We start from the raw sequence: 21985 nt of genomic DNA on the forward strand, positions 1-21985 counted from the left end.
ACGATGCCCATCAGTCGAAGATGCTCCATTTAGTTGAAGAGTCTGGGGTCGGTGATCGTGCCGGAGGCGACCAAGGCGATGTAGCCATCGGTGATGACGAGGGTGGCCAGCGTCGTCCAGGCCAGCTGCATGTGCCGGGTGTTGAGCCGGCTGATGAACGTCCAAGCCTTGTAGCGGATCGGGTGGGCCGAGAAGTGCTTGAGCCGACCGCCCATCAGGTGACGGCACGAGTGGCAGGAGACCGTATAGGCCCAGAGAAAGAGCACATTGACCACGATGATGATGGTGCCGAGGCCGATCCCGAACCCGCCGTCGGCGCCGTGGAAGGAGCGAATGGCGTCATAGGTGTTGATGAGCGAGATGAGCACGGCGACGTAGAAGAAGTAACGATGCGCGTTCTGCACGATAAGTGGGAAGCGCGTCTCGCCGCTGTAACGCGAGTGCGGCTCGGGGACAGCGCAGGCCGGTGGTGAGAGCCAGAACGACCGGTAGTACGCCTTGCGGTAGTAGTAGCAGGTGAGCCGGAATCCGAGCAGGAACGGCAGTACCAGCAAGGCAAACGGTACGAAGGGCGGGAACTCGCCGAACCAGGTGCCGAAGTCCCGCGCACCCGGGTCGCAGGATGCCGAGACACAGGGGGAGGAGAACGGAGAGAGGTAGTGGTACTCCTCGACGAAGTAGGCCCGCTGGGAGGCGGTGCGGATCAGCGCGTAGAACAGCCACGCGGTGAGCAGCGTCGCGGTGAGCAGCGGTTGGATCCACCAGCGGTCTCTGCGAAGGGTGCCTGCGTCGACCTGGGCTCGACCCGGGGCGGCGACGCCGACGCGTGCGCCTGCGCGCGTCACCGTTTGGTGCCGTGATATCCGCCGATGCCCTCGTCGTCGGCGTCGCGCCACATCAGCGCGTCGACCGGAGTGTTGTCGATCTGAATCGGGGTGAGGGCAGGCTCCGGGGTACGCGTCGGCACGCCGACGAGGTCGCCGGCATCGATGCGTAGCCGCTCGATGTCGTTAACCAGTCGGCTGATCGGAGGAATATTGCCGTAGGCGCTCTGGGCATCACCCACGCGCGCCTGTAGCTCCTCGATCGCCCGATTGACCGCTCGTAGCTGCGTTGCGTCGCCACCGAATCCGCCCACGAATTCACCCCTCGAAAGTCGCCTGGTGAATCCAGTCTGGCCCTAAGTGGTCGCCGATGGAAGACCCAAAAGTGATCGGGCTCACTTCAGTCGCCGTGGCAAACGTCGGCTTCACCCACGCCATGCCCGTATCAGCCGGGCGTTACCCGTCGGCGAAGGATCTCGAACCGCGGTGCCGGGTATCGATTGTGCTCATCGGCGGCCGGTTGAGGGCCGAGAGGGACGATGTGTCACTCGGGTAGCGCGTCCCGTCGTGGCCGAAGGTGCTGAGGCCGATGCCGGAGTCGGCGACCCCGACCCGGGCGAGAGTGCTGGCCAGGATCTGCCGACTCATCACGGCGAGCTCGTTCAATTCACGATTGCGATGGGTGCGGACACCCAGGTTTACCTGAGCGATCGCCTCCATTCCATAGCGACGATAGGTGTCGATGAGGATGCCGATCTCCACCCCGTAGCCGGGGGCGAAGGGGATCGCGCGCAGTAGCTCGCGGGTGGCGGCATACTCTCCGCCGAGCGGCTGGAGGATGTCACCCAGATCGGGGAGTAGACCGGTCAGCAGCGGTCGCGCCACCAACTGGGTGACCCGCCCGCCGCCGTGAGCGTCGGTGCGGCCATCGATCGTCAGCGGTCGCCGGTAGAAGCCCTTCACCAGCTGCACGTCCGGTTGGAGCAGCAGCGGGCCCACCAGGGCCGGGACGAATCGTGGACTCGGGTTCAGGAGATCGGAGTCCACGAAGACGACGATGTCGCCCTCGGCCACCGCCAGCGAGCGCCAGAGGACCTCCCCCTTGCCCGGACGGACCGGCAGGTCGGGCAGGGCCTCCTCGCGCGTCCAGACCTGAGCGCCGGCAGCCGCAGCCAATCGACGGGTGCTGTCAGTCGAGCCGGAGTCGAGGACGATCAGCTCGTCGACCAGACTGCCCAGCAGCGGTGAGATGCTTCCGACGACGGTGGCGACGGTCTCTTCCTCGTTGAGGGCCGGAAGGACGACCGAGATCGTCCGGCCACGTTTCGCGGCAACGAGTTGGGTGACGCTCCACCTCGGTTTTGGCCAGAAATTACGGGGTGCATCCGGCGCCATCGTCGTTCCCTTCGCCAGTTAGCGGAAGTTGGATCAGAGCTTGCAGGCACCCGAGATCGGCTTGCCGTTGAAACGGTCATCGAGGAAACTCAGGACATCCGGTGTTTTGATGATGCCGAGAGTCACGTGCTCTGACAGGGCCACCGGCTGCGCGATCACCTTCACCCCGGCGCTGCAGTACTTCTTGATCAGGGCAACCGAATCGGCGGTTGGAATGGCCTCATCGAGCAGCGAGTAGTAGTCATAGATGGGCGCCACCGGCATGTTCTGCCCCAGGTTGTCCAGCGCGATTATCGACTGGTTCTGCGGCAGGTCGATTCCGTTGGGGACGGTGGTCAGGTCATTGACATTGGTGAACGCCACGTTGACTACGAAATCGGCGGTGCACTTCTGATCGACGGCGGCGAAGACGGAGAGGCCCTTGGCGTTCAGCTGTGACTTGATATTCCACTCGGGGTATCCGTGGCTGACCCCGACGATCGCGCCGAGCATGAAGCCGACGAACGGTCCACCGTTGAGTTGCTTGTAGGAGTTTTCCAGGTTCGCCGGTGCCCCACCGAACGCGATCCCGGCGATCTTCAGATCCGGGGCGTAGCTGTGCTGGAGTTCGGCGGTCCAAGCGGTTGCGTGACCGCCTCCGGAGTAGCCCCAGGCGCCGACCGGTGTGCTGCTGTTGAAGCCCGCCGGTGCGAAGCTGAGTGCGGCCCGAATGCCGTCCAGGGCGATATGTGCCGCCTGGCGTCCGACCAGGAACCCTGAATTCGGACCCTCGAAGTCGGCCACATCGAGGGCGAAACCCTTGTTCAGCGCCTCGGCCATGAGCGACTGCTCCTGACCGGTCAGCACGGCGCTGTTGGTCTCGAGCGTGTAGGACGGAGCGCACTGCGACCCGGTGCTGTCCTCGGCGGTCTGATAGGCAATGAGCGGGCGGCTAGCCGCCTTTCCGGTGTACTTGGCCGTCGGCACCAGCAGGGTGGTGACTGAAGTGATGGGCTGGTCGTGAGCATCGTTGGAGCGGTAGGCCAACTGCCAGGCGGTGAGCGGGACGTTCAGCCCGAGGAAGGCGATCTTCGCCGGAACTGTGCGCGAGCGAATCACTTTCCCGTTCGGCAGATCGGCGAGGTTCGCCGGCGAGGCATAGAACGGGTCGTTGGCCGGGACGGGGAAGGTCGCTGCTGTGTCAGCTCCGGCGCCGACTTGGTTGAGGCCGGCGTTGAGGCCGACCCCGGCGGCGCTCACCAGGATCGTCGCCACGGCCAGGCCGACGGAGAGCTTTCTGTTTCGGATCTGAACCCGCCCCGCAGTCATACGATCTCCCTTTGCTCGTGAAAAAGCGACAGTGGGCAGCGTCGGTCTCTCCGGTGTCCCTGCTAGATCTTGGTAGATCTAGGTAGATCTTGGTAATTCTTGCCAGGGAGGATATTCCGATTACAGCCCGTCACTCATCGCTAAAATTGCATTGCCAATGCAGTGCTCAGAACTGACTTCTTGCACAGCATTCCAATAACGTGTGAACCGGTCCGTCTTCGTTGTCGGCCGGTGCAATTCCTGCCGACGATTGCAGCCGAAGTTACCGGTCGGTAAGGAGTCTTACCATTCCGTAAGTTAGGGGTCTTTGACCTCGAAAGAAAGCGGTACTGAGGGTTGATTTAGTGATCTACAGCACATGTTTGTAGAAGTACCTAGTACTTAACGTGGCAGGAACACGTACCAGGTACAAAAAGTGAGGAGACGACTGCATAACGTCACTTTCTGTCCGTTCTGCCCTGAACACCGGGCTTCAACGCGGGAATTTGCAGCGAGGAGACGTGACCATTCCTGATGTCCCTGAGGGTCGCCGGGTCGATCTGGGCGGTTGAACCGGTCGCGGTGGCAACGCTTGAGTTCCGAACGCCCCATCGCATACACTCGCGCCCAACCCGAGGCAATTGATAAATGTCGATCTTTATGCGCTCGGCTTAGGCTAGGAAATCGGGGGACATATTAATGGTTAAATTCGGGCTCGTAGAGAAGTGGGAACCGGTCCCTGGCCGCCTGATTTCCTGGGCGCCTACCTCAGCGTCGCGGGCAGCAGCGGCCAGCGCGCCCGCGCACCCCACTCCGCCCTCGCACATTCAAGAGGCATACCTTGAATCGGCCCACCGAAATCGCGATTCGGGCTTTCGCTTCTCCCGGCTATGCCTCATAACCTTTGACATTGCCGGACGCCTTGACGTGGCCGCGATGACCTCGGCGGTGAACTCATTCGTCACCCGCCATGACACTTTCCTGACCTGGTTCACAACTGACGACCAGGGGTGTCAACGACACCTCGTCGACGCCTCCGACGTCGAGCTGGCGCCGACCGACCACGGCGTCTTCACCGACTCCGAACAGATACGCGACCATGTACAAACCGCAACACCGGGCCCGGATGTCTGGGAGTGCTTCACCTTCGGAGTGGTCGAACAACCCGAGCGCTTCACGGTGTATGCGGCGATCGACCACCTCGCCACCGACGGTATCTCGCAGGCCCTCACGATCTATGAGTTGCGTGAGCTGTACACCTGCGCGCTCAATGGTGAGGGGGCCGAGCTGGCCGAAGCGGGCAGCTACATCGAGTACTGCGCGCGGGAGCGGGCAGCGAGCGCGCGGCTCGACCTGGACTCCCCGACGGTGCGCAGCTGGATCGAGATCGTCCAGGCCAATGGCGGAGATCTACCGACTTTCCCACTTGATCTTGGCATGGGCGAGGCGGGCTACACCCGCACGGCCGATACTGCGTATCCGCTACTGGATCCGGCCCGCGCGTCCCGGTTCGACGAGGCCTGCGAACGGGTCGGGGCCAAATTCAGCGGCGGAATCTTCGCCGCCGCGGCGCTGGCCCAGTACGAGCTGACCGGACGACCGGTCTACCTGGGTCTCACCCCGAAGAGCACTCGCTCCACTCCCGGCGAGTGGGCGGCGATCGGCTGGTTCGCGAGCCTGATCCCCATCCAGTTCAGCGTGACGGGTGCGTCGTCGTTTCTGCAGTTGGCCGCTGTCGCCCAGCAGGCCTTCGTAGCTGGGAAGGAACTCGGCGACACGTCCTACCACCGAGTGCTGGAGTTGGTGACGGCAGAGCACGCAATCACCACCAAACCTGGTTGGACCGCGCCGATGATCTCCTACGTCGACGTTCGGAAGCTTCCGGGGGAGGAGGAGTTGGCGGCGGCTCGGGTCGGCCTCGTCGGCCTCTTCGGTAGCCGGGGCAGCTCGGAGGACGTTTTCATGTGGATCAACCGGTTCACCGATCACACCGGCGCCGTCTTCCTCTACCCGGACACCGAGCAGGCGGCGCGATCCATCGACGTCTACTTCGCCAAGATCAACGAGATCTTTCAGACGGTTGTCGATGAGGGTGACTATCGCCCCACAATTCCCGATGCGGCGGGCGTGGACCCTCTCAGCGGATCGGGGCTGGATCGATTCGAGCCGGCGGCGCGCCGATAGCGATGGCCACTCCGGAGGCGGCGGTGTCGGCGATCTCGGTCCCGCCGAGCGCCGCGCGGACGACCCACAGCGAGCACAGCGAGTGGCTTGCCCTCGGCGTCTGCCTGATCGCCGTCTTCATGCAGATGCTCGACGTCACCGGCGTGAACATCGCGTTGCCGGCGATCGGGGCCGGACTGCAGGCCCCGCCCAAGTCGCTTCAGCTCATCCCGATCGCCTACACGCTGACCTTCGCCTGCTCGCTGTTGACCGCGGCGCGCATCGGCGACCGCTACGGTCGCCGTCGAATGTTCCTCGTTGGTCTGGCCGCGTTCGCCCTCATGTCGGTCGCCTGCGGCTGTGCCACGGACGTGCCGATGCTGGTCGGGTTCCGGCTCGGTCAGGGGGTAGCCGGCGCGCTGATGGCGGCGCAGACGGTCGCGGTCATCGCGAATGCCTTCGCTCCGCTCAGTCGCCCGGCGGCCTTTGCCATCTATGGTGCGACGGCCGGGATCGCCAGCCTCGTCGGTCCGAACGTCGGCGCCGCACTACTGGTGCTCAACCCGGGTGGTCTCGGCTGGCGGCTAATCTTCTTCGTCAATGTCCCACTCGCCCTCGTCGCCGTTCTGATCGGGCGGCGCTGCATCGCTGAGTCCAGGATCATGCCGCAGCCACGACTCGATCTGCCCGGAGCGGCACTGTCGTGCGGCGGCTTGCTTCTGTTCGTGGGGGCCCTGACCGTTGGCAGCACGACCGGTTGGGGGCCTGTCGCACTGGTGGCCCTGGCCGTCGCACCACTCCTGCTGCTGCTCTTCGTGATCGTCGAGGTGAGGCGGGAGAACCGCGGTGGCGATCCGCTCTTCCGGGTCGCGCTGCTCCTGCGGCCGAGCTTCGGCTGGGGAGCGCTGCTGGCCCTGCTTGTCTACGGTATTTTCACCGGTCTGGTCTTCACCCTGTCACTCACCCTGCAGTTCGGCGTCGGACTATCCGCGGCGCAGACGGGCGCCGTCTCGTTGCCCCTGGCGTTGGGCGCCATCGGATTCGCCGCCGTCTCACCGCGGCTGTTCCGGCGATTCGGCGCGCGCCTGCTCGTTGCCGGGACAGCCGGCCTGGCGCTGGCCCTCCTCGTGATGGCCCTATTCGTCGATGGGCTTGATGGCTGGAGCTCGGCTTTTCGGCTCGGCCTGCCGTTGCTGCTGGCCGGGGCCGGCGTCGGCGTCTTCATCGCGCCGCTACCGGTGACGCTGCTTCGGGACGTGGCACAGCGTGATCTCGGCTCGGCCTCCGGGGCCCTTCCGACGATCCAGCAGATCGGGTGTGCCCTCGGGTTCGCAGTCGCGGCGGGCATCTATTTCGGGCGGATGGATGCCTCGCCGTCGACCTCGGAGGTCTATCTGCACGCGCAGCAGACGGTGCTAGTGGTGCTTGCTGCGGCGGCCATTGTTGCCGCCGCCGTCGCGGCTCGGATTCCGCGCGATGACACGCGCCTCAGCGCGGCGATGACTTCATGATGTGGTCGCCGGTTCCGGCGTCTCCTCATCCTCCTCCGTCCCGGGTTGCCGCCTCGGAATCCGCCCGGTGAGCAGCAGCGCCCCGGCCGCTAGCAGGGCGGTGACGCCGAAGGCGTTCTGCAGAGCGCCGAGGCGGGCGTCCGCGTTGATCGACACGATCGTGTCGATACTCGCCGGCGGGACGTTGGCCTTCTCCAGTGCACTCCTGAGCTGTGTGTCGGAGATGAAGGGGACTCCGCTGACAAGCTCGGTCGAGGCCTGGGTCTTCACTGAACTGGGAATTGAGGGGTTGCTCTGAATCTCGCTCGTGACAGCCGTGCTGAGACTGGCCAGCAGGACCGATCCGATTAGCGCCGTGCCGAGCGATGCCCCGAGATTCGTGGCTGTGTTCTGAAGTCCACCGACCTCGGCCGACTCCGAATCGGGGACGGCCGACACGGTGACATTCCCCAGCTGCGAGGAGAGCGCACCCAGACCCGCCCCGATCAGCAGCATCGGAATCGCCACCACGGCCGCGTTGGCCCCGGGGTCCATGCCGGCGACTAGAACGAGAATTCCGGCGAGGAGTGAGAAGAGCCCCAAGCGCACGACCCGGCGTGGGTTCGCCCGTGGCGCGATCTTGGGGATGCCACCGGCCGCGAGCAGGAGTGCGACGGAGAGCGGGAAGATCCGCAACCCCGTCTGAAGCGCATTCAGCTGCAGCACCACGGAGAGGAAGAGGGGGACCGCGAAGAAGACGCCGGCCTGCACCAGGTACTGCGAGAAGAACATGCTGAGGCCACCGGCGAGCTGACGGTTGCTGAGCAGTTCGGTGCGCAGCAGTGCGGCGGCGCCCCGGCGTTCGCGACTGCGCTCCCAGCTCAGGAAGAAGTAGACGATCACCAACCCGCCGACGATCAGCCAGATAGTCGGTGAGACTCCGAACCAGGACGGGGCGCCCGGCTTCGACTCGACCCAGCCCCACTCACTGGAGCGCAGGACGCCGAAGACGATGCTGCCCAGACCGGCGATTGAAAGCAGCGATCCCACCAGGTCCAGCTTGCCCGGGGTCGCTGGGACGTCGGCGATTCGTTTCAGGAAGACCAGGATCACCGCGACGATGACGACCTCGCCGGCGAAGACGTATCGCCAAGAGGCGAAGGTGGTGACGGTACCGCCGATCAGCGGCCCGGCCGCGACCGCCATCGCGCCGGCTGCAGCCACGAGCCCGTAGGCACCGGAGCGCTGGGCCGGGGCAAAGTTCGCCGCCACCAGTGCCACGATCGCGGGCATGATCAGCGACGCCCCGACGCCCTCCAGCACCGACCAGCCCAAGAGCAGCACACCCAGATTCGGGGCCACGGCGGTTAAGCCGGAGCCGGCGGCGTAGATGACCAGACCGATACCGAAGGCCCGTTTGCGCCCGAGGATGGTCCCCAGTTTGCCGCCGGTGATCATCAGGGTGGCCATCACGAGCGTGTAGAGGGTGATGGCCGTCTGGATCCCGCTGATCGTCGTCCCGAGGTCGGAGGCCACCGTGGCCATCGACACGTTCATGACCGAACTGTCCAGGGTCATCAGGAACTGGCCTGCCGCCAGCACCGCGAGCACCAGGCTCGCTCCGGACCGCACAGTTGGCGCGTTTGATGCACTCATCGAGATCTCACCTTCGCCGAGCAAGGGCACAGGCAGCCCGATGCGGCCCGAGCTGGCCCAGTGGGGCCAGTGCTACAACTCGCATCGAATGATCTATCGGGCCTCTTCGCTTCGCAAGGATGTCGGGCTGCGACGGCGCGTCTGCATCGCCGGACCGGCGCGCAGTAGGGCGGCGGATACTCGTGGGGTGCCCAGGATCGGACGGCTGCATCACACGATCATCGACTGCCCGGATCCGCCTGCGCTGGCGGCCTTCTACAGCGCACTGCTCGGGCAGCCGATCACCTATGCCGACGACGAGTTCGTGGTCGTCGCACACGACGACACGAGCTCGGGGCTGGCGTTTCAGTTGGCCCCAGATCTGGTGGCGCCCACCTGGCCGGATCCACAAGTGCCTCAGCAGTTTCATCTCGACGTGATGGTCGACGATCTCGCCACCGCGGCGGAGCTGGTCGAGCTGTTGGGCGCGCGGCGACTCAACGGCGAGTGGGTCTTCGCCGACCCGGCCGGACATCCGTTCTGTCTGATCCCTCGACCCGGTTGGGCGGCGCCGGTGAGCGAAGCGCAGTGATCGCTGCCTGTAGTTGCTGAACTGCAGGAAGTAGTAACTAATTGTTTCGTGGCTGGGCGCTTTCGGTATTCGTGTGGTGCATAATCCAACCGAGGGTAATTGCTCTTCGCGGCGAGTTTGGTTGAATTCGCAACTCTCGCAGGATTGGTCTCGACATTTCGAATATCACCCCGACGGCCCTGTCGAAAGGTTGCCCCCGGTGCCTACGAGTTGCAGCGTGATGAAGGCTCCGTCGGAGTTGGCACCTGCGGTCGCTCGTGTCGCAGTGGCCTTCATTGAATCTCTCGTAACCGCGGCCGGTGCCTCTGGTGGCATGTTGAAAATGCGCGGGCACGGTGAATTATTTGCCGATGGGCCGGAGATCGGTGTTACTTCGGTGTACACCGTCCTTCACGACTGCCTGCTCGCCGCGGAACGATCAGCGACCGGAACGGGCACCGAAATCGTCGGGGGTGGCGATTCGGCGCTCCACATCTTGTCAGTGGGGTGCGCGCGCGGAGCGGTTGTGCTGAGCCGCCGAGACGCAACGTGGACCGAACGCGAAGTTACCCTGGTCGAACTGGTGATCCAGACCAGCAGCGAACTCACCTTCACTTCGGCCAGGGGTCGGACCGGGTCGACGGCGAACGGATCCGAGGGTCGGGCGGCGGCTCCGAGCGTCGATGTGCTGCGACAGGCGATTGCCGACGCCGTCGCCGACGAACAGATGCACCTGGAGTTCCAACCGGAGCTGAATCTGGTCTCGGGGGAGTTGCTCGGCTTGGAGGCGCTGCTGCGCTGGGACGAGCCCACCGTGCGGGGCCAGGGGCGTGACGAGGTGATCGCACTGGCCGAGGAGAGCGGGCTGATGCCGGTCCTCGGTGACTGGGTCTTCGATGCGGCCTGTGACCAACTCGCCCAGTGGGTGGCCGACCTGCCGACCTTTGCCTGGCCGGTGCGGGTGAACGTATCGGCACTGCAGCTCACCGACCAGTTCGTGGACCGTATCGAGAAGCGGCTGCGGCAGGGGGATGTGCGCGCCGAGTTGCTCTGCATCGAGCTGACCGAACATGTGGCGCTCGCTGATCAGGGCCGCTTCGACGGCGTGAACTCCACTGACGACGGCGCTAATCGCGACGTGCTGCAGCGGATCCGCGCGCTCGGAGTGAAGCTCGCACTCGACGACGTCGGCACCGGGCACAACTCGTTGAGCCGCATCAAAGACACCCCACTGGACATCCTCAAGATCGACCGCAGTTTCATCACCGATCTCGACTCCCACCCCTTCAACCACGCCATCGTCGATGCGATTGTGCTGCTCGGACGCGAACTCGACCTCGAAGTGGTCGCCGAGGGCGTCGAGACGGCAGCCGTGGCCCGAGCGCTGTTGAAGGCAGGCTGCTGGCGCGCGCAGGGGCACCTGCTCAGCGCGGCGGCCTCGGCTCAGTCGTTGCGTCCGCTGCTCGCCTCGGGACGGCTGATCGATCCGTCACTTCCGTTCGGTGACTGGTAGCTAACGTCCGTAGGTTGCCAGCAGCTGCGCCCGGGCCAGCGTGTGATAGGCCAGATTGAACGAAAGCACGGCGGGCGAGACGTCGGAGTCGATCTCCAGCGCGTCCGTATCAACGGCGTGCACCACGAAGTAATAGCGATGATCCCGGTCGCCCTCCGGTGGCTGCGGGCCCCCGTACTCCTTCGTTCCCCAATCGGTGCGCAGCGAGATTGCCGCGCCGAGGTCCGGCAGATTTGACCCGGCGCCGGTGGCCAGTTCGGTGACCTCGACCGGCAGGTTGGCCACCGCCCAGTGCCAGAAGCCCGACGGTGTCGGCGCGTCCGGGTCGAAGCAGGTCACCGCGAAGCTGCGCGTGCCCTCCGGAAACCCGGACCAGCTCAGCTGGGGCGATAGATTCTGCGCACCCTCCGCGGTGCCGGGGTAGAGAAACTTCGCCCCGATCGGCTCACTTTCGCTGATGTCGCTGCTGGTCAGCTGGAAAGTGGGGACAGCGGGAAGGTAGTCGTAGGGGTTGGGTGTGACGGCGCGGTCGAGGCTCATGGACTCTCCTTGGTAGCGATTCCGGACCTGAACATAAACTCTATTCACCCCTGGTTGACGACTGCGGCCGACCGCCCCTGACCAGCAACGGACGTGACTCACACGCAATGGCTAATTCCATCGACAGCACCGAATCCATCGACAGCATTGGCAACATCGAAGATACTGCTGACCCCACTGACTCGAGACCTCTCATCGTGGGCATCGGTGGGTCCAACCGCCCCGGGTCGAGTACGGACCGCCTCCTGCACTTCGCACTCGAGCAGGCCGAGCGGCAGGGGGCACGGATCAGCCTCTTCACCGGTGCCGCGCTGGGTGCACTCCCGATCTACGGCACGGCTGAACTGCCGCAGGAGAGCGACTTCACCGACACCGTGGCCCGCGCCCGCGGGATCATCGTCGCCACCCCCGGCTATCACGGTGGGATGTCGGGCCTGCTGAAGAACGCCCTCGATCATCTGGAGGGGCTGCGCGGCGGCGACGCGCCGTACCTGGACGGTCGGGCCGTGGGGCTCATCGTCACAGCTGCCGGCTGGCAGGCCGGGGGGACGACCCTGGTGTCGCTTCGTTCGACGGTCCACGCGCTGCGTGGGTGGCCGACGCCCTTCGCCGCGACGCTGAACTCGGTGGAGCCGATCTTCGATGATGCCGGTCAACCGTTGGAGCAGGTGGCGCAGGCACTGAAGATCGTGGCCGGCCAGGTGATGGACTTCGCCCGGTGGCGCGCCGCCGGGCGGTAGTGGCTGCGTCCTAGGCTAATTTTCTGGTGCCTCGAGTCCTAGGCTGGTTTTTGGTGCCTCGAGTCCTAGGCTAATTTTCTGGTGCCTCGAGTCATAGGCGGCGCTGCTCGACGAGCAGGCAGCGATCCTCCACGTAGATCAGTCCGGCCGAATGGGCGATCTCGCGAGCCTCGGCCGAGTAGATATCCAGCTGCAGCCACACTGCCTTCGCGCCGATTGCCACTGCCTGCCGCACCACATCCGGCGTCTGGGCGGACGGGCGGAAGACGTTGACGAACTCGACCGGCTCCTCCACCTCGTCCAGGCTGGCGTACGCGGTGGTGCCGAAGATCTCCGGTCGTCGCGGATTGACGGGCAGGATTCGCCACCCATGACGCTGCATGTGAGCCGGAACGTAATGCGCCGCCTTGGCCGGGTCGGCACTCGCGCCGACCACGGTGATGGTGGCGAACGACCCGAGAATCTCGGCGATGGAGGTGTTCATCTCGGTCATTGTCAATTCCCCTGGGTGGTCGCATGAGATCCGACCAGCAGCTCTGGTGGCGGCCGGCGTGGTGGTCTTTCAGCCTTCAATCGGTCCGGAAGCTTGTTGACGGCGGCGCCGAGGATGATCGTCAGCAGCACATAACACGCAGTCAAGGGTCCCACCTTCGGCTCGATCCCGGCTCCGACGGCAAGCGTCGCGATGACGACGGAGAACTCGCCGCGCGGGATCAGCGTGACCGCCGCCCGCCACCGTCCGCGTCGCTTGATCCGCGCCCGCCGCGCCGCGACGTAACCGGTGCCGAGCTTCGTCACCGAGGTGACCACGAGCAGAGCCACGGCCAGCGGCAGGACCGGAAGAAGTGTGCCGGGCGCGGTCGATAGGCCGAAGAAGACGAAGAATGCCGCGGCGAAGACGTCGCGCAGCGGCCCCAGCACCTCGATTGCCGTGTGGGCCACTGTGCCGGAGACTGCGATGCCGACGAGAAACGCGCCTACGGCGGCCGAGACCTTCAGTGCGTCGGCGATACCGGCGACGAGCAAAGTAAGCCCGAGCACGCCGAGCAGCAGCGACTCCTTGTCGTCGGCCGAGACGAGCTTGGTGACCTGGTCGCCGTACCGGGTGGCCAGGATCAGCACGATCGTCACGGTGACGGTGGCTACGCTGACGGCGATGACGATCTTGCTCGCGCCACCGCCGGCCAGCAGCGCGGTGAGCAGCGGCAGGAAGAGCGCCATCGCCAGGTCTTCCATCACCAGGACCCCAAGAATTGCCGGTGTTTCCCGGTTTCCCAGGCGCCCGGAGTCACCGAGCATCTTGGCGATCACGCCCGAAGAGGAGACCCAGGTGACGCCGGCCAGGGTCACCGCGGCGATCGGACCCCACCCGGCGATGAGGGCGAGTCCGGCGCCGGGCAGCGCGTTCAGCGCCGCATCCAGTGCGCCGATCGGGTACTGCGTACGCAGGCTGCTGCGCAGCTCGTCGGCCGAATACTCCAACCCGAGCATCACCAGCAGGAGAATGACCCCGATCTCGGACGCGGTCTGAAAGAAGTCGTGGCTGGCGGTGAGCGAGATGAAGCCGCCCTGCCCGAAACAGAGGCCGGCGAGCAGATAGAGCGGGATAACCGGGATCTTGAGGCGGCGGGCGACGCGTCCGAGAACGCCGAGGCTGAAGAGCACGGCGCCGAGTTCGATGAGCAGGACCGCAGCATGGGACGTCGGTGAGTGCTCGGCCGCCGAAAGCATGATCAGCCGCTCGGTCGGTGATCGGTGCCTGGGGGCGGCGCCGGATTGGTCGCCGGATTGGTCGCCGGATTCAGCGTTCCGGCCAGGATGTGGGCGACCTGATCCACCGCGTCCTGGGTGCCGACGGTCACCACCAGGTCGCCGGGCATCAGCACGAAATCGGGCGTGGGCGACGGGATGGCGGCGCTGCGGCGCAGCACCGCCACGATCGACGCCCCGGTGAGGGTGCGCACCTGCGTGTCGCCCAACGGCCGGCGGGCGTACGGCGAGTCGTGGGGGATCGGCAGTTGCTCGACGATCAGACCCTCCGCCTGCATCTGAAGGGCGGCCAGCCGCGAGGTAAGTTGCGGGGCGCCGAGAATCTCGGCCACCGCATTCGCCTCATCGTCGGTCAGCGCGATGCTGAGCGCCGAGCCGTCGCCGTCCTCGTCGTAGATGACCAGGTCACGCAGACCGGTGCGGCGGGTGACGATGCCGATGCGGTGCTCGTCCCGGAGCTCGATCTCCTGGCACACACCGATGCCCGGGAGCACCCGGCTGCTGATCTCCACGTTCATCTGAAGAAGCTTACAGAAATGCGGCAATCGGCCGGGTTGCTCAGGGGTTGATCAAGCGCCGGTCAAGCGCACAGCGCTCGCCGATTGCTCGTCCATTACTCGCCCAGCCGAGCCAGCAGCGCCTCGTGCAGAAGGCCATTACTGGCCGCGGCGTTGCCGTGCAGCACACCATCGCGTCCGTTCAATCCGGTGAAGCGGCCGCCGGCCTCGGTCACGATCGGAGCGAGAGCGGCCATATCCCACAGCGACAGTTCAGGCTCAGCCGCGAGGTCCACCGCGCCCTCGGCCACCAGCATGTACGACCAGAAATCGCCGTATCCGCGGGTGCGCCAGACGACATCGGTGAGCTCCACGAAAGCCGCGCGGCGATCCAGTTCGGCCCATCCACCGAGCGAGGCATACGAGAGGCTGGCGTCGGCGAGGTCAGCCACCTTGGAGACGGCCAGCCGCCGGGGCTCGGCACCGAGCGCGGTCATCCAGGCGCCGGCGCCCTTGGCCGCCCACCAACGCCGGGCCAATGCCGGGGCGGACACCACGCCGACCACCGCCTCATCGCCGTCCATCAGCGAGATGAGGGTGGCCCAGACCGGCACGCCGCGCACGTAGTTCTTGGTGCCGTCGATCGGGTCGATGACCCAGCGCCGGGCGGAGTTGCCGATCGATCCGAACTCCTCGCCCGACACGGCATCGTCTGGCCGCTCTTCGTTGATGAGCGCCCTCAGCTGGGTCTCTACGGCACGGTCGGCGTCACTGACCGGCGTCAGATCGGGCTTCGTCTCGACGGCCAGGTCCAGGGCACCGAAGCGCCGCATCGAGTGGGTGTCGGCGGCATCGGCCAGCCTGAGCGCCAGTTCCAGATCGGGCGCTAGATCCGCGCCGTAGGGGTGTGGTTGGACCATGTGGGCAGGCTACCGTCGTGGACGTGAACGTCGATACGGCAGGCATTCAGCCACCAGTTGGCACCGACGGCGCCTCACCTCCGGGCCTATCGCAGCCGGGCCTATCTCAGCGGGGCGTATCTCAGCGGGGTGCGGTCGAGCCGTTCCACGTCATGCGGACCATGGAACTGGCCGCGGCACGCCGCGCCGCCGGTCTGGCCGTCTACGACCTCTCGGTCGGACAACCGCTCACCCCGGCACCCGCGTCGGTGCTCGCCGCGGCGCACCGTGCCCTGCACTCCGACCGCATCGGCTACACCCCCGCCCTCGGCTTACCGCAGCTGCGTGAGGCGATCTGCGAGCACTATCGACGTACCTATGGCGTCGACGTCGCCAGCAGTCAGGTCGCGCTCACGACGGGATCCTCGGGGGGCTTCCTGCTGTCCTTCCTCGCCGCCTTCGACGCCGGGGATAGCGTCGTGGTCACTCGTCCGGGCTACCCGGCCTACCGGAATCTGCTCTATTCATTGGGTTGTCAGGTGGTCGAACTGCCTTGTGCGGCCGAAGCCGGCTTTCAGCCGACGATTGAGCAGCTTCGGGCACTCGATCCGGTGCCGGCCGGCCTGGTGCTGGCGAGCCCGGCCAATCCGACCGGCACGATGCTCGCGGCCGATGCGCTGCGGGAGATCGCCGAGTGGTGTGAGCAGGCGGGCGTCCGGCTGATCAGCGACGAGATCTATCACGGCATCACCTACGGAGATCCGGCGACGACGGCCTGGGGCCTTGGCCGGTCGGCCATCTGTGTCGGCTCCTTCTCCAAGTACTTCTCGATGACCGGGTGGCGACTGGGCTGGCTGCTGCTGCCCGAGGAGCTCGTCGATTCAGTCGACCGGTTGGCCGGCAACTTTGCCCTCTGTCCGCCGACGCTGTCGCAGCACGCGGCCCTGGGAGCCTTCGATGCCTACTCCGAGCTCGATGACAACGTGGCGCGGTACCGGGCGAATCGCGATTTCATGCTGGGCCGTCTCCCCCACTGCGGGTTGGATCGGCTGGCCCCAGCCGATGGCGCGTTCTACATCTACGCCGACGTCTCCCGCTGGACCGCCGACTCGCTGGCCTTCGGCGCCCGACTGCTGGCCGAGACCGGAGTGGCGGTGGCCTCGGGGATCGACTTCGATCCCGTCGACGGTGGGCGCTTCATCCGGATGTGCTTCGCCGGGGACGCCGGCGAGATAGCGACGGCGACATCTCTGCTGCAGGAGTGGCTGGGGCGGCAGCCGGCGATCAGCTAACCGCCTCCGGCTCACGCAGCGGTTCGGCCACGTCGCTCATCTGCAGTACCTCGACCGGGTCGCCGACGCGGATCTGAGACTGTGCACTGTCGGCGGTCTGATCGCTGAACTCGGCCACCGAGAGATCGGGAATGAGGTTGACGCCAAACCAGGTCGCGCCATCCCAGCGCCGCCGACTGGCCAGTGTGGTGATCGGCTCCTTCCCCTTCTCGGCGGTCTCGGGGTTGATCGTGGTCAGCACGCAGCGATCGCAGGCCTTCACTGCCCGGAAGGTCGAGGAACCGATCCGGATGTGCCTCCACTGATCCTCGACGAACGGTTCGCCCCCACGCACCACCACGTTGGGACGGAAGCGAGTGATCGGCACCGGGCCCTCGTCGCTGCGCGGGCCGTCGGCGATCCACTCGTTCAGCTGCGCCAGTGACTCCTCGCTGGCCAGCAGCAGCGGGTAGCCGTCGGCAAAGGAGACCCGGTCGGCGCTGTCGCTGAAGAGGGGATTGGGGGAGCGACGGGTCGGATCGTCCAGATACACCAAGCGCACCCGGCGGCCGAGGAATGAGCTGAGCCAGGCGTGCGCGGAGTCAGCGGCGCTGGTGGCAACGACTTCGCTTCGCCAGATCTGCACGGGCAGCCGGACACCGGCTGGAATCGCGACCTCGAGATCGTCCATCTCGGGAGCGTTGAAGCGCAGCCCGCTGCCGTTCTCCCGCGCCGTGATGAGCAGCAGCCGTGGCACCTCGCGGGCGGTGACGACCTTGCCCGCCTCGTCGACCAGCATCCAGCGACGGTCACCGGCCAGCCCCCAGGGCTGCACCAGCGCGACGCTCAACTCCTCCCGGCGGGTCGACTTCACCGGATAGCGGAAGATCTGACTCAGCTCGATCGGCACCCACCCAGGCTAGCGAAGGCCTACTCGGAGCGCGTCATCTCCGGCGCGGCCGACCGGGTTGCGACCAGCCGGCGGAAGGCGGCCAGCCGCTGCGGCGTCGACTCGCCGGAGGCCACCCAGGTGTCGAGGTAGCAGCCATCGGCGGCCGAAAGGTGTTCACAACCGGGCGGGCATTTGTTCACGCCGTCTTCCAGATCCGGGAAGGCCCAGAGCAGGTCCTCGACCCCGACGTGGGCCAGGCCGAAGGAACGGACGCCCGGCGTATCGATGACCCAGCCGGCTGAATCCGGAAGCGGCAGCGCGATCGCCGAACTGGAGGTGTGCCGCCCCTTCCCGATGGCGCTGACGACCCCGGTACTGCGCATCGCATCGGGCACCAGAGCGTTGATGAGCGTCGACTTGCCGACACCGGAGTGACCGACGAAGACGGACCGATGTCCGACCAGCCGCTCCAGCAACGGGGCCAGGTCGCCGCCGCGCTGCGTGATCACCGCGGGGACGTCCAGTGGTTCGTAACGGGCCAGCACCTCATCGGCCGGTGCCAGATCGGCTTTGGTGAGACAGAGGATCGGCTCCATTCCGGCCGACAGCGCAGCCACCACACAGCGGTCGATGAGCCCGTAGCGCGGTCCCGGCTCGGCCAGGGCGGTGACGATGATCATCTGGTCGGCGTTGGCCACGACCACCCGCTCGAAGGGGTCGGTGTCATCAGCGGTGCGGCGCAGTACTGTGCTGCGCTCGGCGATTCGAACGATCCGGGCCAGCGCGTCGACCTCACCCGAGAGGTCACCGACCACGCTCACCTCATCGCCGACGGCGATGCCCTTACGGCCCAGTTCACGGGCCCGCATGGCGACCACCGTCTCTTGCTGAGCGGAGTTCTCCAGCAGCACCCCATAGCGGCCACGGTCGACCGTGAGCACCATCGCCTGCTGCGCCTCGTCGTGGGCCGGCCGCTGCTTGGAGCGGGGCCGGGTACCCCGACTGGGGCGTACCCGGACGTCGTCCTCGTCCAGATCTCGGACGTCCGGGCGTCGGCGGGTGGGGGGCATCAGCCGGTAATCCTCACGGCGTCAGCAACCGTGTCCAGAGCCCGACGAAGTCCGGCAGCGTCTTCGAGGTGCAGGCGATGTCGTCGATCTCGACGCCGGGCACGCTCAGCCCGAGTAGGGCGCCGGCTGTGGCCATGCGGTGATCGGCGTGCGCCCTCCAGAGACCGGCGTGCAGCGGTTTGGGGGTGATCGTGAGTCCGTCGTGGTGTTCGTGAACCCCACAACCGAGGGCGGCCAGATCGGCGTGCAGCGCGGCCAGCCGATCGGTCTCGTGGCCCCGGGTATGGGCGAGCCCAGTCAGGTGCGACGGCGAATCGGCCAGGGCAGCCAGCGCGGCGATGACCGTACTCAATTCGGAGACGGCGGTGAGGTCGACATCGATCCCCCTTATTTTCCCGGTGCCCTGGACGGTGAGTGTGCCGTCCTCGAGGGTGACGTCGGCGCCGAGTCGCTCCAACAGTTCGCGCAGTTCGTCGCCGCCCTGGTTGGTCGTGGTCGGCCAGTCCGGGACGCTCACTCGGCCCCCGGTCACCAGCGCCGCGGCCAGGAACGGGGCTGCGTTGGAGAGATCCGGTTCGATGAGCACGTCCGGGGCGAGGATCCGTCCCGGCGCCACCCGCCACGAGGTGGCCGAGGTGGCCCGTGCGTCGACGCCGGCTGCCCGCAGCGCCTGCAGGGTCATCTCGATATGCGGCGCCGAGGGAACCGGATCGTGGCCGATGTGGAGCACCTCGATACCCGCGTCGTAGCGGGCACCGCTGAGCAGTAGTCCGGAGACGAACTGCGAGGAGGCCGAGGAATCGAGGAGAACCCGTCCGCCGGCTACGTGGCCGATGCCGTAGACGGCGAAGGGGAGGCGGCCGCGGCTCTGGTCGTCGACGGTGATGCCAGCCATCCGCATCCCGTCGAGCAGCGTGCTCATCGGCCGCTCGCGCGCGTAGAGGTCGCCGTCGAAGTGCACCACGCCGTGGGCCAGCGCGGCGAGCGGCGGAAGGAAGCGCATCACCGTGCCGGCCAGGCCGGTGTTGATGTTCGCGCTGCCGAAGGGGCCGGGGTTCACCTGCCAGCGATCCGGGTGGATGTCGATTCCCACCCCGAGCCCGCGCAGGGCGTCGATCATCAGCTCGGTGTCGCGGGCCATCAGGCCGCCTCTGATCGTCGACGGTGCTGCGCTCAGGGCGGCGATCACGAGCGCCCGGTTGGTCTGCGACTTCGATCCGGGAAGCCTGATCTGCGCATCGACCGGCCCGTCGGCGTGCGGCGCCTTCCAGGTGGGGTGCGTGCTGTGTGCGGTCTCGGTACTCACGCGTGCCAGTCTGCCAGTCGCCGCAATGGTGTCTGCGGCAATTCAGAGCTCGAGTGTCGGCTGAGTAGCCGATGCCACAGGCTCGATGAGCTGCGGACCGTTGTTCTTCACGTTTCCGACCGCCGCCGACACGATGTAGGGCTCAAGACGAGCCGGCGGCAGTTCAGCGAGCAGTCGTTCGGCGACGGCTAGGTCTTCGCTCGAGCAGTCCAACCATTCGGCCCGCCGATGCGGTGGCACGATGACCGGGTTGCGGTCGTGAATCTCGCCGAGCAGATCGGTCGCTTCCTGCGTGATGATCGTGCACGTCACCAGCCAGCGGTCGGGGTCGTCATCGGCCAGCGACGCGTCCCGCCAGAATTCGTAGAGCCCGGCCATCGCCAGCAGGTGCCCATCAGGATCGTGCAGGAAATGCGGGATCTTCGCGGCGCCGTTCTTCTGCCACTCGTAGTACCCCAGCGCCGGAACCAGGCAGCGCCGTTTGGCGGCGGCCGCTTTGAAGGCCGACTTCTGCGTGACCGTCTCGATGCGGGCGTTGATCATCCTGGCCCCGCCTCTGCGGTCACGCGACCAGCTCGGCACCAGGCCCCAGCGCGCGGTCTGCAGCTGACGCACCGCCCGGGCCTGAGCGCCGTCCGGATCGGCTTCTGAGGCGGGCCGCGGTCGGCGCTGCACGACGATGCGAACCGGATCGGTCGGAGCGACGTTCCAGGACGGAGCCAGATCGTCGTCGGGCGGCTCCTGGACCTCGAACTCGAGCATCAGGTCGGAGTCGGCGGCAACACTCACGTAGCGACCACACATGCCATCCAGGCTACGGAACTTCACGTCTGACGTTGGCTCTAGCCTGTAGACCATGGCTAGAACAGTGGCGTCGACGACCCAGGGCGAGGCGTGGGTCGATCTTAAGCGGCCGGTCGGCGATGCGCGGTCGATCGCCTTCATCGGGCACGGCGCCGGTGGCGGGGTCGAAGCGCCCGACATCCTGGTGGTGACCCGGGCGCTGCTGGCCCACGGGGTGGTGGTGGCCCGAGTGACTCAGCCTTACCGGGTCGCGGGTAAACGCGCGCCGGTTCCGGCTCCCCGCCTGGACTCCGCATGGCTGGAGGTGGTGTCCGCGGTGCGACGGCGCCGCGGACTGAGCGCCCTGCCGCTGGTCTTCTCCGGACGTTCTAGTGGGGCGCGAGTCGCCTGCCGGACGTCAGCCGGGCTCGCCGACGCTGTCGTCGCGCTCGCCTTTCCGCTGCATCCGCCGGGGAGGCCGGAGAAGACACGTCTCGACGAGCTGGACGGGGTCACCGTGCCGACACTGGTCGTGCAGGGTGACCGCGACGCCTTCGGCCAGCCCCCGCCCCGCCTGAGCGGCGGGGCGCCTCGCGCGGTGCTGGTGATCGAAGGAGCGGATCACTCACTGAAGCGGGACGCGGCCACCATCGCGAGCGGTGTCATCGAATTCCTGCAGGCCCTCGAGCTGGCTACCTGATCGAGCGCGCCGGGGAGGTGTTCGGTCAGCTCGCCGAGATGGCGGCGACCCGGGCCTGGGTCACCGCGATGAGATCAGCCGGGGTCAGTTCGACCTGCAGCCCTCGTTTGCCGGCGGAGACGTAGATGGTCGCCAACTCCTGAGCCGAGGCGTCGATGACTACGTCGATGCGACCCTTCTGCCCGATCGGCGAGATGCCTCCGACGACGTAACCGGTGGCCCGGGCGGCGGCCGCCGGGTCGGCCATCTGCGCCCGCTTACCGCCGACCGCGGCCGCCAGTTGCTTCAGATCCAGCCGACCGGCCACCGGCACCACGCCGCAGACCAGTCTCTGGTCCACGTTGGCGATCAGCGTCTTGAAGATCTGGGTCGCGGGGACGCCGAGCGCGTCGGCCGCCTCGTCGCCGAAGGCTTCGGCCCGCGGATCGTGGGTGTACGGATGCAGGGTGTGCGCGATCTTCAGCTTCGTCAGCAGTGCTGTCGCGGGAGTTCCGGTGGCCACGTCGCACGATGCTACGCAGACGGTCGGCGCCCACCTCGGAATCCAGGCGTGGCTGCGGGAATCAGTCGCCGTGTCTCTGACGTTTCACCCTCACAGAGCAGGAATGACCCAGATCGAGGGAAGAGGCAGGCCCAATG

22 protein-coding genes are annotated in these 21985 nt (G+C 66.5%); 7 read left to right on the forward strand and 15 right to left on the reverse strand.

What is annotated here, in order from left to right; all coding sequences use genetic code 11:
- Positions 1 to 29 precede the first annotated feature (29 nt).
- The 4 genes from CPH63_RS12495 to CPH63_RS12510 form a co-directional block, all read right to left on the reverse strand.
- Positions 30 to 845: a hypothetical protein gene (locus CPH63_RS12495; protein ID WP_096303254.1), complete on the reverse strand. Its 816-nt coding sequence runs from the start codon at positions 843 to 845 to the stop codon at positions 30 to 32.
- Positions 842 to 1138: a hypothetical protein gene (locus CPH63_RS12500; RefSeq protein ID WP_096303255.1), complete on the reverse strand. Its 297-nt coding sequence runs from the start codon at positions 1136 to 1138 to the stop codon at positions 842 to 844. Before CPH63_RS12500 ends, CPH63_RS12495 begins: the two co-directional genes overlap by 4 nt.
- Positions 1139 to 1280: 142 nt before the next feature.
- Positions 1281 to 2219, reverse strand: a complete 939-nt coding sequence (locus tag CPH63_RS12505; RefSeq protein WP_096303256.1) for a glucosyl-3-phosphoglycerate synthase — start codon at positions 2217 to 2219, stop codon at positions 1281 to 1283.
- 33 nt (positions 2220 to 2252) lie between these two features.
- Positions 2253 to 3527 carry a lipase family protein gene (locus CPH63_RS12510; RefSeq protein ID WP_096303257.1) on the reverse strand — a complete coding sequence of 425 codons (1275 nt, stop codon included), beginning with the start codon at positions 3525 to 3527 and terminating at the stop codon, positions 2253 to 2255.
- A 678-nt stretch (positions 3528 to 4205) separates the two neighbouring features.
- Here CPH63_RS12510 and CPH63_RS12515 point away from each other — a divergent pair.
- Together CPH63_RS12515 and CPH63_RS12520 are read left to right on the forward strand one after the other, a co-directional pair.
- Positions 4206 to 5690: a condensation domain-containing protein gene (locus CPH63_RS12515; protein ID WP_096303258.1), complete on the forward strand. Its 1485-nt coding sequence runs from the start codon at positions 4206 to 4208 to the stop codon at positions 5688 to 5690.
- A 2-nt stretch (positions 5691 to 5692) separates the two neighbouring features.
- The gene (locus tag CPH63_RS12520; protein ID WP_096303259.1) at positions 5693 to 7180 is read left to right on the forward strand and encodes an MFS transporter; all 1488 of its coding nucleotides are present in this window, start codon (positions 5693 to 5695) and stop codon (positions 7178 to 7180) included.
- Here CPH63_RS12520 and CPH63_RS12525 read toward each other — a convergent pair.
- A complete protein-coding gene (locus CPH63_RS12525) occupies positions 7175 to 8815 on the reverse strand; it encodes an MFS transporter (protein ID WP_096303260.1) in 1641 nt (546 codons plus the stop codon). The genes CPH63_RS12520 and CPH63_RS12525 overlap by 6 nt on opposite strands.
- 187 nt (positions 8816 to 9002) lie before the next feature.
- Here CPH63_RS12525 and CPH63_RS12530 point away from each other — a divergent pair, with 187 nt between their 5' ends.
- Together CPH63_RS12530 and CPH63_RS12535 are read left to right on the forward strand one after the other, a co-directional pair.
- A complete protein-coding gene (locus tag CPH63_RS12530; protein WP_096305120.1) occupies positions 9003 to 9386 on the forward strand; it encodes a VOC family protein in 384 nt (127 codons plus the stop codon).
- A gap of 505 nt (positions 9387 to 9891) precedes the next feature.
- Positions 9892 to 10878, forward strand: a complete 987-nt coding sequence (locus tag CPH63_RS12535; protein ID WP_157749511.1) for an EAL domain-containing protein — start codon at positions 9892 to 9894, stop codon at positions 10876 to 10878.
- Here CPH63_RS12535 and CPH63_RS12540 read toward each other — a convergent pair whose 3' ends face one another.
- Positions 10879 to 11418 carry a YbhB/YbcL family Raf kinase inhibitor-like protein gene (locus tag CPH63_RS12540; protein ID WP_096303262.1) on the reverse strand — a complete coding sequence of 180 codons (540 nt, stop codon included), beginning with the start codon at positions 11416 to 11418 and terminating at the stop codon, positions 10879 to 10881.
- A gap of 107 nt (positions 11419 to 11525) precedes the next feature.
- Here CPH63_RS12540 and CPH63_RS12545 point away from each other — a divergent pair, with 107 nt between their 5' ends.
- The gene (locus tag CPH63_RS12545) at positions 11526 to 12158 is read left to right on the forward strand and encodes an NADPH-dependent FMN reductase (RefSeq protein ID WP_096303263.1); all 633 of its coding nucleotides are present in this window, start codon (positions 11526 to 11528) and stop codon (positions 12156 to 12158) included.
- Between the two features lie 91 nt (positions 12159 to 12249).
- On the opposite strand, the gene CPH63_RS12550 is transcribed toward CPH63_RS12545, so the two are convergent.
- The 4 genes from CPH63_RS12550 to hisN form a co-directional block, all read right to left on the reverse strand.
- Positions 12250 to 12651: a CoA-binding protein gene (locus CPH63_RS12550; RefSeq protein ID WP_241895638.1), complete on the reverse strand. Its 402-nt coding sequence runs from the start codon at positions 12649 to 12651 to the stop codon at positions 12250 to 12252.
- A 2-nt stretch (positions 12652 to 12653) separates the two neighbouring features.
- Complete coding sequence (locus tag CPH63_RS12555; RefSeq protein ID WP_096303264.1) at positions 12654 to 13889, reverse strand: cation:proton antiporter; 1236 nt, start codon at positions 13887 to 13889, stop codon at positions 12654 to 12656.
- A 2-nt stretch (positions 13890 to 13891) separates the two neighbouring features.
- On the reverse strand, positions 13892 to 14446 hold the full coding sequence (locus tag CPH63_RS12560; RefSeq protein WP_096303265.1) for a cation:proton antiporter regulatory subunit: 555 nt from the start codon (positions 14444 to 14446) through the stop codon (positions 13892 to 13894).
- 95 nt (positions 14447 to 14541) lie between these two features.
- Positions 14542 to 15345: a histidinol-phosphatase gene (hisN, locus tag CPH63_RS12565; protein ID WP_096303266.1), complete on the reverse strand. Its 804-nt coding sequence runs from the start codon at positions 15343 to 15345 to the stop codon at positions 14542 to 14544.
- A gap of 152 nt (positions 15346 to 15497) precedes the next feature.
- Here hisN and CPH63_RS12570 point away from each other — a divergent pair, with 152 nt between their 5' ends.
- Positions 15498 to 16616: an aminotransferase class I/II-fold pyridoxal phosphate-dependent enzyme gene (locus CPH63_RS12570; protein ID WP_096303267.1), complete on the forward strand. Its 1119-nt coding sequence runs from the start codon at positions 15498 to 15500 to the stop codon at positions 16614 to 16616.
- Here CPH63_RS12570 and CPH63_RS12575 read toward each other — a convergent pair.
- The 4 genes from CPH63_RS12575 to CPH63_RS12590 are packed head-to-tail and all read right to left on the reverse strand — an operon-like array spanning position 16609 to position 20667.
- A complete protein-coding gene (locus tag CPH63_RS12575) occupies positions 16609 to 17505 on the reverse strand; it encodes an MOSC domain-containing protein (RefSeq protein ID WP_096303268.1) in 897 nt (298 codons plus the stop codon). The two genes, CPH63_RS12570 and CPH63_RS12575, sit on opposite strands and share 8 nt — an antisense overlap.
- Positions 17506 to 17525: 20 nt before the next feature.
- The gene (gene rsgA / locus CPH63_RS12580; protein ID WP_096303269.1) at positions 17526 to 18557 is read right to left on the reverse strand and encodes a ribosome small subunit-dependent GTPase A; all 1032 of its coding nucleotides are present in this window, start codon (positions 18555 to 18557) and stop codon (positions 17526 to 17528) included.
- A gap of 13 nt (positions 18558 to 18570) precedes the next feature.
- Positions 18571 to 19863, reverse strand: a complete 1293-nt coding sequence (gene aroA / locus CPH63_RS12585) for a 3-phosphoshikimate 1-carboxyvinyltransferase (protein ID WP_096303270.1) — start codon at positions 19861 to 19863, stop codon at positions 18571 to 18573.
- 42 nt (positions 19864 to 19905) lie between these two features.
- Entirely contained in the window at positions 19906 to 20667 is a 762-nt protein-coding gene (locus CPH63_RS12590; RefSeq protein ID WP_096303271.1) for an SOS response-associated peptidase, read from the reverse strand.
- A 52-nt stretch (positions 20668 to 20719) separates the two neighbouring features.
- On the opposite strand from CPH63_RS12590, the gene CPH63_RS12595 reads away from it, so the two are divergent.
- Positions 20720 to 21346: an alpha/beta family hydrolase gene (locus CPH63_RS12595; protein WP_157749512.1), complete on the forward strand. Its 627-nt coding sequence runs from the start codon at positions 20720 to 20722 to the stop codon at positions 21344 to 21346.
- A gap of 25 nt (positions 21347 to 21371) precedes the next feature.
- Here the strand turns inward: CPH63_RS12595 and ybaK are convergent, their stop codons facing one another.
- Positions 21372 to 21848, reverse strand: coding sequence for a Cys-tRNA(Pro) deacylase (ybaK, locus tag CPH63_RS12600; protein ID WP_096303273.1), 477 nt, complete (start codon positions 21846 to 21848; stop codon positions 21372 to 21374).
- Positions 21849 to 21985 lie beyond the last annotated feature (137 nt).

It is taken from the genome of Jatrophihabitans sp. GAS493 (assembly GCF_900230215.1).
Classification (GTDB): domain Bacteria; phylum Actinomycetota; class Actinomycetes; order Mycobacteriales; family Jatrophihabitantaceae; genus MT45.

Coding starts and splice junctions, on each gene's coding strand:
- hisN (WP_096303266.1), bottom strand. CDS start 15,345: ATGGTCCAACCACACCCCTACGGCGCGGATCTAGCGCCCGATCTGGAA.
- CPH63_RS12540 (WP_096303262.1), bottom strand. CDS start 11,418: ATGAGCCTCGACCGCGCCGTCACACCCAACCCCTACGACTACCTTCCC.
- CPH63_RS12545 (WP_096303263.1), top strand. CDS start 11,526: ATGGCTAATTCCATCGACAGCACCGAATCCATCGACAGCATTGGCAAC.
- CPH63_RS12550 (WP_241895638.1), bottom strand. CDS start 12,651: ATGACCGAGATGAACACCTCCATCGCCGAGATTCTCGGGTCGTTCGCC.
- rsgA (WP_096303269.1), bottom strand. CDS start 18,557: ATGCCCCCCACCCGCCGACGCCCGGACGTCCGAGATCTGGACGAGGAC.
- CPH63_RS12520 (WP_096303259.1), top strand. CDS start 5,693: ATGGCCACTCCGGAGGCGGCGGTGTCGGCGATCTCGGTCCCGCCGAGC.
- CPH63_RS12515 (WP_096303258.1), top strand. CDS start 4,206: ATGGTTAAATTCGGGCTCGTAGAGAAGTGGGAACCGGTCCCTGGCCGC.
- CPH63_RS12525 (WP_096303260.1), bottom strand. CDS start 8,815: ATGAGTGCATCAAACGCGCCAACTGTGCGGTCCGGAGCGAGCCTGGTG.
- CPH63_RS12560 (WP_096303265.1), bottom strand. CDS start 14,446: ATGAACGTGGAGATCAGCAGCCGGGTGCTCCCGGGCATCGGTGTGTGC.
- CPH63_RS12505 (WP_096303256.1), bottom strand. CDS start 2,219: ATGGCGCCGGATGCACCCCGTAATTTCTGGCCAAAACCGAGGTGGAGC.
- CPH63_RS12595 (WP_157749512.1), top strand. CDS start 20,720: ATGGCTAGAACAGTGGCGTCGACGACCCAGGGCGAGGCGTGGGTCGAT.
- CPH63_RS12590 (WP_096303271.1), bottom strand. CDS start 20,667: ATGTGTGGTCGCTACGTGAGTGTTGCCGCCGACTCCGACCTGATGCTC.
- CPH63_RS12570 (WP_096303267.1), top strand. CDS start 15,498: ATGCGGACCATGGAACTGGCCGCGGCACGCCGCGCCGCCGGTCTGGCC.
- CPH63_RS12555 (WP_096303264.1), bottom strand. CDS start 13,889: ATGCTTTCGGCGGCCGAGCACTCACCGACGTCCCATGCTGCGGTCCTG.
- CPH63_RS12510 (WP_096303257.1), bottom strand. CDS start 3,527: ATGACTGCGGGGCGGGTTCAGATCCGAAACAGAAAGCTCTCCGTCGGC.